Here is a 12,046-nt window from a genome sequence, read left to right as displayed (position 1 = left end):
GCGTTGTCTACGCCGCGCCGATCAAAATGCCGACGCCGAGCACGATGACGCCGCCGAGCACGATCTGGAACACCGCCTGCAGGAACGGCGTGTCCATGTAGCGCGCACGGATATAGGCGATCGCCCACAGCTCGAAGAACACCACCACGCCCGAGATCGCGGTCGCGATCCAGAACGCGTTGTGCCAAGAGTCCGGGACCAAATACGGCATGGAGTGGCCGAGCCCGCCGAGCGCCGTCATCAGGCCGCAGGTGATGCCGCGCAGCCACGGCGAACCGCGCCCGGTCAGCGAGCCGTCGTCGGACAAGGCCTCCGCAAAGCCCATGCTGATGCCGGCGCCGATCGAGGCGGCAAGGCCTACCAGAAATGTCTGCCAGTTCTGGTGCGTCGCAAAGGCCGCCGCAAACAGCGGCGCCAGCGTCGACACCGAGCCGTCCATCAATCCGGCGAGCCCGGGCTGCACATATTGCAGCACGAACACGCGACGGCGGGTCTTGTCCTCTTCCTCGCGCACGTCCGGACTGAGAATCTGGTCGGTCAGTTTTGCCGCGAGTTTCTCGTGGCCCTTTTCCTCTTCGGCGAGATCGCCCAGCAGCCGGCGAGCGCCGACATCTTCGGCCTGTTCGGCGGCCTTGATGTAGAAGCGCTCGGCCTCAAATTCCATCGTCCCGACCTCCTTGCGGATGGTGTCGAGCGACAGGTTCTTGGTCAGCCAGATCGGGCGGCGCTTCAGGAACCCCCGGACATTGTCGCGGCGGATCGGCGGCAAATGCGGACCGAACCGCTGCTCGTAGAGTTCCAGCAGCCGGTGGCGATGGCCGCGCTCCTCCTCGGCCATTTCCTCGAAGACCTTGGCCGAATCCGGATAGCGCTCGGCGAGGTCTTCCGCGAAGGTCATATAGATGCGGCTATCCTCCTCTTCCGAGGAAATCGCGACCGCCAACACCTCGCGCTCGGTCAAATCGGCGAAATTCTTCATCGCGGTCTTCCAAACCATTTTAGAATGGTTCTAAACCATACAGGTTCACCTTGATGGGGTCAAACGCGCCGCCCGAATGGAACCGTTGCGGCCGGTGTCCGTTCGAGTTCCTGCCGCCGCAGGCAAAATCGCTGGGGAGATCGCATGGAAAAAATCAAATACCGCCTGAACGATCCGCGGCTGGCGCCGCGCCGGACTCGGCTCGAGATTCCCGGCTGGGCGGGCAAGCGCGAACCCCGCGCGGATGGTTCACGCGAACAGGTGTGGCACTGCGTGCCTTTTTCCGAGGGCGCGCAATACGGCATCGAGCTGTTCTACCCCTACGACAACGAGCTGCACGTCACCACCAAGGACGGCAAGTTGAAGCTGGAGGGGGATTGGGGTCCGCCGCCGGCCGGCGACCTGCAATGGCCGCCGTTCCGGAATTTCGGCGATATTTTCTACACCTATCAGATCCTGCTCGATCTCAAGGTGCCGAAGGGCATGGCGGTCCGCACCGAACCGCATCCGCGGTTCTATACCGATCCCACCGACACCGTGCCGATCGCAGTGCCTGCATTGATCCGCAACTGGTGGCCGATGTTGTTCTTCTGCGTGTTCAAGGCGCCGGCCGAAGGCCACACCCATATTTTCCGCCCCAACGAGCCGTTCGCGCAGATCATCGTGATCCCCGAGGAAGCCTCTTTCGAACTGGAGCCGATGAGCGAGGAGGAATCCGCCGAGCGCGAGCTGCAGGCACGGCGCATCTATAACTCCAGGCCCAATCTGTCGGCCGGCACCGAATGGACGTCGGCCACCGACACCGTGTTCGACGGCACCTACCGCCATCTGCACCGCGCCGCCAAGGAGAAGGCAAGGCAGGAATAGGGCGCGGTTTTCAAGACGGGCTGCAGAGATAGAAGCCCGTCATTGCGAGCGCAGCGAAGCAATCCATTCTTTCTTTACGCTGCTCGGTAGATTGCTTCGCTGCGCTCGCAATGACGATCTGTTCCCCTCGTGCCCCGAACCATCAGCCCGAATAGCGGGCGACAGCCACAAAAAACAGGACCGCGAGGTCCTGTTTTTCGTCATCGAATGTGACGCGACGACTTCGATCGCCGCGGCGTCAGTGGCGATGATGGTGGTGGTGATGGTGATGATGATGCCGGCGCATGTGGTGGTGGTGATGGTGGTGATGGTGACGCACCACGACCAGCTGCGCCAGCTCGACGTTGGCCTCCGGGGCGGGCGCGGTCTTGTCGACGACCTGCAGCAACGAGGCCGCGTTCGGGATCGGCTCGAGCAGGCCGGCGAAGGAGTTCGCACGCACGACGTCGGTCGGGACCGGCACCGGCGCGGCCTGAGCGGCGCCCAGGGCCCCGAGCGTCGCCACCGCCCCCAAAAGTCCAGCGATCTTCTTATCCATAGGTTCTCCTCCAGATGATTGGCGCCGGGCGCATTGCCGGCAGTCGGCAACGCGGGCGACGGGCGATGGTTCCAGGGGGTTATTGCACGTCAATTCAGGGGGAATGAACGGCTTGACCGGCTGGCGTTCAGGTCAGCTCTCGCCGCATTTGTTCTGCTCAAGCCAGGTCTCCGCCTCGGCGGCTTCTTTCGACAGTCCCAACTGTCGATAGAGATCGCGCGCCTTGCGCCAGGAATCGCACATGGCTGCATTGTCGCCTTTTTGCGAATGGATGCCGCCGAGATTGCTGCAGGCGATGGCCATTCCCTGCCTGTTGCCCAGCTCTTCGCTAAGCGCAAATGCCTTGCGGTGCAACTCTTCGGCCTCATCGAGATCGCCGCGGGCATAGTAGATGACTCCAAGATTGCCATAGGCGGCGGCCATTAACTCCTTGCTGCCCTGCTCCTCGCTGAGCGAAAGTGACTTGTGTTGCATCACCTCGGCCTTTTCAAGATCGCCGCGAACCTCGTGGATAAGTCCGAGATTGCCGTAGGCGCGGGCCATGCCTTCCGGCCATTGGACCGATTCCGCAAATCTGACCGCGTCGGCGATTAGAGCCTCGGCGATGGTCAAATCGCCGCGATCCCGGAAAATCCATCCTAACCGCGTACAGCCTATTGATTGCGTCTTAAGGTCATCGGTCGATTTGCCAAGCGCAAGGACACGGTCGAACGATTGTTGCGCGCAATCGAGCTCACCGAGCCGAAACTGCAGCTCGCCGAGAAATCGCCATGCCTCGGGTTCTGACGAATCGAGTACCACCGCTTTCTCGTAAGCCGCCAGCGCTTTCTGAGTATTATGCAGAAATGCGAGCGCGCCAATGTGGCGCCAGTATTCGGCGCTGCTTCGCAAGGAGGATCGACCGTCGGCTTCGTGCGTTTCCGCACGCGTCTTCAATTTCGATTCGAGGCCGTCCAGATCGACGTCCTTCGGATTCTTGGCGAGGGCCAGCAGATCGACGTCATCGTCCTCGGCGAGGCGCTCCACCGCGGCGGTAATGGCCGGTCGCCGTTCCTCAATCGTGGCGGCATCCTTGCGTACGAACTCGGGATGCATCTCAGCGAAGAGATCGCTCACTACGATGTAGGCTAACAGCCGCTCTACGATCTCGGAGGCAAATAATTCGGGCGACTCGAATCCCTTTTGTGAGACGATTCGCTCCGCCATGATTCGTTTTCGAAATGCCAGCAGGCGTTTGTGTTCCGCCGATGTTTCCCGCAGGTTCCCCGGAACGGGAAACGTGTCCGACGACATATAAATGAATCGATGCCTTCCTGCTTCCTTCGCCCAATCGTACTCCATTTCGGTGATTGAGCGCTTAGTATGGTCGCCTTCCGGCTCCCAGCCACGACGCATGCCAATCAGCCCGATGAATAGACGTGCCGCTTGCGCCCTTTTGCGACAGAAATCCACCGCGTCAGAATCTTGCGCGCCGAAATCTTCCTGTCGCACGCAATGAACAAACTCGATGCGGCGCAGCCTCTCATAGACGGCCTCGCGATGCGGCGTCAGGTCCTGAGAGGTAGAACTCAGAAAGACTTCCACGACGCTCCGCGCCATAAACGCCTCCGGACGCGCGAGCCTCGCTTAGGGGATGCGGCGAAGCTTCCCGCTGTTTTCACGCTAAGCGGGAATGTCGGGCATTTTGCTCTTACCCGCAACCGGGATCGCGACCCGCCTGCCGCAAAAACTCGAGCAGCAGCCGGCTCACCTCGTCTGGCTGCTCCTGCTGCACCCAGTGGCCGGCGCCGTCGATCAGATGGACGCCGGTCATGTTCGTGCAGGCCGTCTTCTGCATCGCCTCGAATACGCCCGGGCGCTGGTAGGTGCCCCAGTCCTGTTTTCCTGCAATGAAGCAGGAGGGCACGTCGATGCTGCGGCCGGACCAGGTCTGCAGCTCGGGGATGAACGCGCCGGAGGTGCCGCAGCGGTACCATTGCAGGCCGCCCTGGAATCCGGTGCGCTCGTATTCGGCGCTGTAGAAGGCCAGCTCGCGATCAGGCAGCCAGGTGTTGGCGGCAATCGCCTCCTTCGACGGCATTTCCGGAGCCACCGTCTCCGCCATGTTCTTCGCAAGATCCATCACATAGTAGGTCGGCAGGTTGGCAAGTTCGCCCGCGGTCCACGATTGCAACGGAGTGGGCTCGTTCGCTTTCCAGTCCGCGCTCTTGTGATGATAATAGCCGCGCAGGAAATCATGCACGCCCTGTGACGCGTGGTGCATGTCGGCGTTGGCCTCGCGCGTCGAATAGTACCATTGATAATGTTTGCGCGGCCGCGGCAGCGCCGCGAGCCTGCGATGCACGGGGTCGTCGCGCTTCGGCGCCGCAGGCTTGTCGGCCGTGTCGAACGGCAATGGCGGCGGGCCTGCGAACGGCGCGCTCATCAGCGCGACCGAGCGGAACACATCGGGCCGCACCAGCGCGCACCAGGCGGCGACGGAGGAGCCGAAGTCGTGTCCGATCACGGCGTCCACAGAGCGATAGCCGAACGCCGAGACGAGGCCAAGCGCGTCACGCACGAGATTGGTGAGCCGGAACGGGGCGAGGTCGCCGTCGTAGTCGGCGTCCCAGCCGGTGGTGCGGCCATAGCCGCGCTGGTCCGGCGCGATCACGTGATAGCCGGCCGCGGCGAGAGCCGGCATCACCTTGCGCCAGCTATAGGCGAGTTCGGGAAAGCCGTGCAGCAGCAGCAGGCAGGGCCGGCCTTTGGTCTCGAAGCCGGCTTCGAGCACATGAATGCGCAGGCCGTTGATGTCCTCGACAAAGCGCGAGCGGATGGCGGCGGGAAGCGGGATGTCGGGGAGGGCGGGCATTTCCGGCATTGGCTCGTGCTTTTCACCCAAGATTTTAGTAAATAACGCCGCGAGGGCGGTCATGACAATCTCTGGATCAGCCGTCGCGGGATGGCGTGGCCGTCCTTTGGACAGAGATGCCATGAACTGGCTTGTCCAACTGTAGCTACCCTGGACCGAATTGCTTCGGAAGTTAGAACATGTCCGAGAAACGACCGATCGACCTTATACGTGATTCCGCCTTTTCCGGGACGGTCGGAATTGATGGTGAGGGTATTCTGAAGGAGTTCCTCAGTATTGGACATACTCTTCTGATGATAAAAGAGGATGCCATTTACAAGTTTCAACTGGCTGATCAACTCGATCCCGGCCGGACCAACATCGATATTCCGCATGTCCAGCAGAAACTCTATTCGGTAGGCGCATCATCGCAAGTGGTCGGACGTATCCTCATGACGGCCAAATACCTATTCGAGAAGGGAATGCTTGATCCCCGCTTTGACAAGGCCATGCTCCTATCAGCGGTCCTAGCATTTTTTGACGAGGTGATCGCAGCGGTCACGGTGTTCGAGGCTCTAATAGAGGAGCAGGATTCATCTGCCGCTCTGTACGAGAAACAAAAGTCAGCGGGTACGACCCTTCTCCTTCCGTCGATTGCTGATATCGCGGGAAAGGCGAAATCCTTCATCCAGCGCGCTGAACATGCCATGCAACGGCTGTTAGCTTTATGCCAAATCTTTTATCGTTTGCCTGCTGGAAAAGCATGGTTCGATAGCTTCGTGGAGGCCGCCAAGTCTGCTCATTCGCTCGAGCCGGCAGAGCTCGACAGAATCAAGTCAATAGCAAAATTCGCGAAGTTTTTGCGGAACTGCCGCCACTGCGTGGAGCATCGGAAAGACGATCAGCAAGTGGTCATTTCGGATTTCAAGCTGACGGCAAATGGGCAGATTGAGCCACCGATGATCGAGATCGTTCATCCGGACACGCCGGAGCCCGAAGTGCCTTTGCTTATCTATATGCGCGATATGCTGGCGAGCCTCATAGGCGTCGGCGAAGGATTGATGGCGTTCCTAGCAAGCAGGCATGTGCACCCCGGTTGGGAGGGAAAAGTGACCGTCGCCGACTTTGCTGAGCACCAGCGGCGGCATCCGCACGTCAGGTTCTACTTTGCATTCAATCTGAACGGTGCGTTGACGCCGATAGGCTGATTGCAATAGCTCGTCCCGGCTCAAGGCCGGGACGACACCGTTATTGCTGATGCGGCTTTCTACAGCCTCTCCACGATCGTCACGTTGGCCATGCCGCCGCCTTCGCACATGGTCTGCAGGCCGTAGCGCTTGCCGCGCTGCTTCAGCGCATTGACCAGCGTGGTCATCAGCTTGGTGCCGGAGCCGCCGAGCGGATGGCCGAGCGCGATCGCGCCGCCATTGACGTTGAGTTTTGTCGGATCGGCGCCTGTCGTTTTCAGCCATGCCGTGGGCACCGAGGCAAAGGCCTCGTTGACCTCGAACAGGTCGATGTCGTCGATCGACATGCCGGCCTTCTTCAGCGCGCGCTCGGTGGCGTGCAGCGGCGCGTCCAGCATGATCACGGGATCGCCGCCCATCATGGTCATGTGGTGGATCCGCGCCATCGGTTTCACACCGAGCGCCTTCAAGCCGCGTTCGTTGACCACCAGCACGCCGGAGGCGCCGTCGCAGATCTGGCTGGCGCTGGCGGCGGTGAGCTTGCCGTTCTCCGCGATCAGCTTGACTCCCCGGATGCCTTCGAGCGTGGCGTCGAAGCGGATGCCTTCGTCGATCGCATGCGTATCGGTCGAGCCGTCGGCGCGGGTGATCGTAAGCGGGACGATCTCGTCCTTGAATTTTCCGCCTTGCGTCGCCGCAATCGCGCGCTGGTGGCTGTGGTAGGAATATTCGTCGAGTTCATCCTTCGACAGCCCGTATTTTTCGGCCATCATCTCCGCGCCGGTGAACTGGCTGAAAACGATGTTCGGATAATGCTTCTCGATGCCCGGGCTCTTGTAATGCCCAAAGCCGTTCTTGGCCGGCAGCTGCGAGGCCAGTCCCATCGGCACCCGCGTCATCGATTCGACGCCGGCGGCGATCACGCAATCCATCGTGCCGGACATCACGGCTTGCGCCGCGAAATGCAGCGCCTGCTGCGAGGAGCCGCATTGCCGGTCGATCGAGGTGCCGGGCACGCTCTCCGGCAACCTCGAGGCCATGATGGCGTTGCGCGCGACGTTGTTGGACTGCTCGCCGGCCTGCATCACGCAGCCCATGATCACGTCCTCGATCTGGTCGGGGGCGGCGCCCGAGCGCTCGACCAGCGCATCCAGCACCGAAGCGGCGAGATCGGCCGGATGCCAGCCGGCGAGGCGGCCTCCCTTGCGGCCGCCCGCGGTGCGCGCGGCGGCGACGATATAGGCCTCGGCCATGACGGTTCTCCCTGCTTGTTATGGGGCATGGTTTGAATGACGGGAGCGGATTTAAGGTGCGCAGAGGGATTTAGTCAATCAATCAATTAACTCTTGAGTGCGGCCGCTTCATCGGCTTATCTGCCTTCGCAAATTCTCCCGACGGGCGGGCCATGGCGTCACAGTTGAATACCAGTATGCCGGTCAGGCATCCCTCGGCGAAGAACAGCACCGCCGAGAAGCTCCTGGTCGCGGCCAGCGAACTGATGATCGAACGCTCCTCGATCGAGGTGTCGCTCAGCGACATCGCGCAAAAATCCGGCGTCAACGCCGCCCTGGTGAAATATCATTTCGGCAACAAGGACGGCCTGTTGCTGGCGCTGTTGGCGCGCGACGCCGCCACCGAGGTGGAGAACCTCGAATATCTGCTGGCGCAGCCGATTCAGCCTACCGCGAAACTGAAGCTGCATATCGCCGGCATCATCCGCGCCTACCACCAGTTCCCCTATATGAACCGGCTGATCCATTATCTCTTGCATGAGAGCAGCGCGGAAGCCGCTGACGAGGTTTCAAAGTTCTTCGTGGCACCCTTGCTTGATTTCCATCGCCGCCTGCTCGCCGAAGGCACCAGGGCCGGCGAGTTCCGCGCCATCGATCCCGTGCTGTTCTACACCAGCCTGATCGGCGCCTGCGATCACCTGTTCTTCGGACGGCACGCGATGTCGCGCGCGTCCGGCGTCGGCCCCGTCACCGACGAGGTCTGCCGCCAATACATCAAGCACATGGAAGCGCTGATTTGCGGAGGCATGTTGAGAAGAAGCGAATAGCGAATGGCGAATGGAAGCGGCGAATAGCGAATAGCGAATAGGGAAGAACAGAGAAGGGTCATTTTCCCCATTCGCTATTCGCCACTCGCCATTCGCCCCAAAGAAAGAAACATCAAGGGAGGTTCTCTCATGCAGTTGAAAGACGTTGCCGTTCTCATCACCGGTGGAGGCTCGGGCCTGGGCGCCGCCACTGCGCGTGCCATGGCCGCCAAGGGCGCGAAGATCGCCGTGCTCGACCAGAGCCTGGAGAATGCCGAAAAAGTCGCGGCGGAAGTAAAGGGCGTGGCCGTCCATGCCGACGTCACCGACGAGGCCCAGGTCAAGGCCGGCATCGCCAAGGCCGAGGCCGCCCATGGTGTTGCGCGCGTCTTGATGAACTGCGCCGGGATCGGCGGCTCGCAGCGTATCGTCGGCCGCGATGGCGTCTATCCGCTGGCGAAGTTCGTCCGCATCATCAATGTCAACCTGATCGGCACCTTCAACGTGCTGCGGCTGTTCGCCGAGCGGCTGGTCACGGCGGAGCCGATCGGCGAGGAGCGCGGCGTCATCATCAATACTGCCAGCGTCGCGGCCTATGAGGGCCAGATCGGCCAGATCGCCTATGCGGCGTCCAAGGGCGGCGTGGTCGGTCTCACGCTGCCGGCGGCGCGCGACCTCGCCAGCCAGAAAATCCGCGTCAACACCATCGCGCCCGGCCTGTTCCTGACGCCGCTGTTGATGGGGCTGAACGAGGAAGCGCGGAAAAGCCTCGGCGCGCAGGTGCCGCATCCGGCGCGGCTCGGCGATGCCTCGGAATACGGCAACCTCGCGGTCCACATCGTCGAGAACCCGATGCTGAACGGCGAAACCATCCGCCTCGACGGCGCCATCCGCATGGCGCCCCGGTAATTTCATCGTCGTCCCGGCGAAGGCCGGGACGACGCGACACGAAAAATACCTCACACAAGCCGAGTAACACGCCATGAACTTCGATTTCTCCGACGAACAGAAACAGCTCCGCGACGAAGCGCGAAAATTCCTCGCCGAGAAATGCCCGCCGAAGGCGGTACGCACGGTGCTGGACGGCAAGGAGCCCTATGACCGCGGCCTGTGGAAGGGGCTTGCCGACATGGGTTTTCTCGGGGTCGCGATCCCCGAGACCTATGGCGGCGCCGGCGCCGGCCATCTCGAACTCTGCGTGATCGCGGAGGAAATGGGCCGCGCGCTGGCGCCGGTGCCGTTTTCATCCACGGTGTATCTCGCCGCCGAAGCGATCCTGCTCGCAGGTTCCGAGGCGCAGAAGCAGAAATGGCTGCCGCTGATCGCATCGGGGGAAGCGATCGGCACGCTGGCCCTGTTCGAGGGCAAGGGCAATCCGTCGCCGCAAGCGATAAAACTCGTCGCTTCCGGCGGCAGCCTCAATGGCACCAAGAAGCCGGTGCCCGACGGCGCGATCGCCGATTTCGCCGTCGTTGCCGCGCGCACCGGTTCGAGCGGGCGCGATACCGACGTCTCGCTGTTTCTGGTCGACATGAAGGCCGAAGGCGTCGAGGCCAAGGCGCTGACCAATGTCGATCCGTCGCGCGGACAGGCCGAACTCACCTTCAAAAACTGCAAGGCCGAGCCGCTCGGCGCCGCCAACGAAGGCTGGAGCATTCTTTCGCAGGTGCTCGACCGCGCCGCCGTGCTGATGGCCTTCGAACAGGTCGGCGGCGCCGACCGCGCGCTGGGAATGGGCCGCGACTACGCGCTCGACCGCATCGCCTTCGGCCGGCCGATCGGCTCGTTCCAGGCGGTGAAGCATATGCTGGCCGACATGTATGTCTCCGCGACCTTGGCGCGCTCGAACTGCTATTACGGCGCCTGGGCGCTCTCGACCAACGCCTCGGAACTGCCGGAAGCCGCCGCCGCCGCGCGCATCAGCGCAACGCAGGCGTTCCAGCATTGCGCCAAGAACAACATCCAGGTCCATGGCGGCATGGGATTCACCTGGGAATTCGACTGCCACATGTACTACCGCCGCGCCAACGCCACCGCATTGGGGCTCGGCTCATTGTCGTATTGGGAAGACGCGCTGATCGACCGCATGCGCAAGCGGAATGCGGCGTAGCCACAACGTCATTCCGGGGCGATGCGAAGCATCGAACCCGGAATCTCGAGATAATTAACTTCTAGATTCCGGGTCTGGTCCTTCGGACCATCCCGGAATGACGAGCAAGGATCAGGCGAAATGAATTTCGACGACACCCCGCAGGAAGCCGCATTCCGCGCCGAGGCGAAGGCCTGGATCGCCGCCAACGCGCCGAAGCAGTATGAAGAGGAATTGAAAAAATCCTCGCTCGGCCGCACGGCGCTGAAGGGCGCCAACATCCTCGAGGTCGCAAAGGCCTGGCAGAAGAAGAAGGCGGACGCGGGCTGGGCCTGCCTGCATTGGCCAAAGGAATATGGCGGCCGCGGCGCCACGCCCATCGAGCGCGTGATCTGGCAGCAGGAGGAGGGCGCGTTCGGAAAGCTCTCCGGCCTGTTCATCATCGGCCACGGCATGTGCGGGCCGACCATGATGGCGTTCGCCGCCGAAGACCAGAAGCGCAAATACCTGCCGCCGCTGGCCTCTGGCGAAAACATCTGGTGCCAGCTGTTCTCCGAGCCCGCCGGCGGCTCCGATGTCGCGGGGCTTCGCACGCGCGCGGAAAAGAGTGGCAGCGACTGGATTATCAACGGCCAGAAGATCTGGACTTCCGGCGCGCATTATTCGGACTACGGCATCCTGCTGACGCGCACCGATCCCAACGTGCCCAAGCACAAGGGGCTCACCATGTTCTTCCTCGATATGAGGAGCCCGGGGGTGGTCATAAAACCGATCAAGCAGGCCAGCGGCCAGTCCGATTTCAACGAGGTGTTCTTCACCGACGTGAAAATCCCGGACGCGCAGCGGCTCGGCGAAGTCAATGACGGCTGGAACGTGTCACTGACCACGCTGATGAACGAACGGATGTCGATCGGCGCCGGCGTCTCCACCGGTTTTCCCGAGTTGTTCGAATTCTGCAGCAATTTGATGCTGGAAGAGGGTCCTGCGATCGACGATCGCAACGTCCGCTCGAAACTCGCGCAATGGGCGGTGAAGGCGAGCGGGCTGAAATATACCAGCATGCGCGCGATCTCGGCGCTGTCGAAGGGCGAGCGGCCGGGACCGGAGAATTCGATCGGCAAATTGGTCGCAGGCTCGATGGTGCAGGACGTCGCGGCCTACGCGCTCGATCTGCAGGGCGCGAGCGGCGTGCTCAGCGGGCCGGAGGATGCGGAGGCCACCGGCAAATTCCAGGCGATGCTGTTGCGCGCGCCGGGAACCCGCGTCGAGGGCGGCACCGACGAGATCATGCGCAACATCATCGCCGAGCGCGTCTTGGGCCTACCCGGCGATATCAGGGTGGACAAGGACGTGCCGTTCAACAAGATTCCGACGAAGGGACGATGATGCTCGTGTCCCGGACGCGGTGCAGCTCTCTTGGCGCTGCTCCGCAGAGCCGGGACCCAAAGAACGCTACTCGATGGACCCCGGATCAGCAGCGCATCACTTCGTGCTGCGCGGCGTCCGGGGAACGAC

General features: G+C 62.1%; 11 protein-coding genes. 6 read left to right on the top strand and 5 right to left on the bottom strand.

Translation table 11 applies throughout. From position 1 onward, the window contains the following. Positions 1-7: 7 nt before the first annotated feature. A complete protein-coding gene (gene mbfA / locus VK804_RS06500; RefSeq protein WP_325369050.1) occupies positions 8-979 on the bottom strand; it encodes an iron exporter MbfA in 972 nt (323 codons plus the stop codon). A gap of 144 nt (positions 980-1,123) precedes the next feature. On the opposite strand from mbfA, the gene VK804_RS06495 reads away from it, so the two are divergent. Next, a complete protein-coding gene (locus VK804_RS06495) occupies positions 1,124-1,846 on the top strand; it encodes a hypothetical protein (protein WP_325369048.1) in 723 nt (240 codons plus the stop codon). 238 nt (positions 1,847-2,084) lie between these two features. Here VK804_RS06495 and VK804_RS06490 read toward each other — a convergent pair whose 3' ends face one another. The 3 genes from VK804_RS06490 to VK804_RS06480 all read right to left on the bottom strand — a co-directional run bounded on the left by VK804_RS06490 (position 2,085) and on the right by VK804_RS06480 (position 5,238). Then, positions 2,085-2,384 (bottom strand): hypothetical protein, encoded by a 300-nt coding sequence (locus tag VK804_RS06490; protein ID WP_325369046.1) that lies wholly within the window; start codon positions 2,382-2,384, stop codon positions 2,085-2,087. A 132-nt stretch (positions 2,385-2,516) separates the two neighbouring features. Further along, positions 2,517-3,983: a tetratricopeptide repeat protein gene (locus VK804_RS06485; RefSeq protein WP_325369044.1), complete on the bottom strand. Its 1,467-nt coding sequence runs from the start codon at positions 3,981-3,983 to the stop codon at positions 2,517-2,519. Between the two features lie 91 nt (positions 3,984-4,074). Continuing rightward, on the bottom strand, positions 4,075-5,238 hold the full coding sequence (locus VK804_RS06480) for an alpha/beta hydrolase (protein ID WP_325369042.1): 1,164 nt from the start codon (positions 5,236-5,238) through the stop codon (positions 4,075-4,077). A gap of 179 nt (positions 5,239-5,417) precedes the next feature. On the opposite strand from VK804_RS06480, the gene VK804_RS06475 reads away from it, so the two are divergent. Continuing rightward, on the top strand, positions 5,418-6,425 hold the full coding sequence (locus VK804_RS06475) for a hypothetical protein (RefSeq protein ID WP_325369040.1): 1,008 nt from the start codon (positions 5,418-5,420) through the stop codon (positions 6,423-6,425). 59 nt (positions 6,426-6,484) lie between these two features. Here the strand turns inward: VK804_RS06475 and VK804_RS06470 are convergent, their stop codons facing one another. Continuing rightward, positions 6,485-7,657, bottom strand: coding sequence for an acetyl-CoA C-acetyltransferase (locus VK804_RS06470; RefSeq protein WP_325369038.1), 1,173 nt, complete (start codon positions 7,655-7,657; stop codon positions 6,485-6,487). A 152-nt stretch (positions 7,658-7,809) separates the two neighbouring features. On the opposite strand from VK804_RS06470, the gene VK804_RS06465 reads away from it, so the two are divergent. From VK804_RS06465 to VK804_RS06450, 4 genes are all read left to right on the top strand, one after another. Continuing rightward, complete coding sequence (locus tag VK804_RS06465) at positions 7,810-8,463, top strand: TetR family transcriptional regulator (protein WP_325369036.1); 654 nt, start codon at positions 7,810-7,812, stop codon at positions 8,461-8,463. A gap of 129 nt (positions 8,464-8,592) precedes the next feature. After that, entirely contained in the window at positions 8,593-9,351 is a 759-nt protein-coding gene (locus VK804_RS06460) for an SDR family NAD(P)-dependent oxidoreductase (protein ID WP_325369034.1), read from the top strand. Between the two features lie 73 nt (positions 9,352-9,424). Further along, on the top strand, positions 9,425-10,552 hold the full coding sequence (locus VK804_RS06455; RefSeq protein ID WP_325369032.1) for an acyl-CoA dehydrogenase family protein: 1,128 nt from the start codon (positions 9,425-9,427) through the stop codon (positions 10,550-10,552). A 120-nt stretch (positions 10,553-10,672) separates the two neighbouring features. Further along, the gene (locus VK804_RS06450; protein ID WP_325369030.1) at positions 10,673-11,917 is read left to right on the top strand and encodes an acyl-CoA dehydrogenase; all 1,245 of its coding nucleotides are present in this window, start codon (positions 10,673-10,675) and stop codon (positions 11,915-11,917) included. Positions 11,918-12,046 lie beyond the last annotated feature (129 nt).

This window comes from Bradyrhizobium sp. (assembly GCF_035484855.1).
Taxonomy (GTDB): domain Bacteria; phylum Pseudomonadota; class Alphaproteobacteria; order Rhizobiales; family Xanthobacteraceae; genus Bradyrhizobium.
The sequence above is the reverse complement of the archived record's forward strand: the minus strand, read 5'-3'. Positions and strand labels throughout refer to the sequence as shown.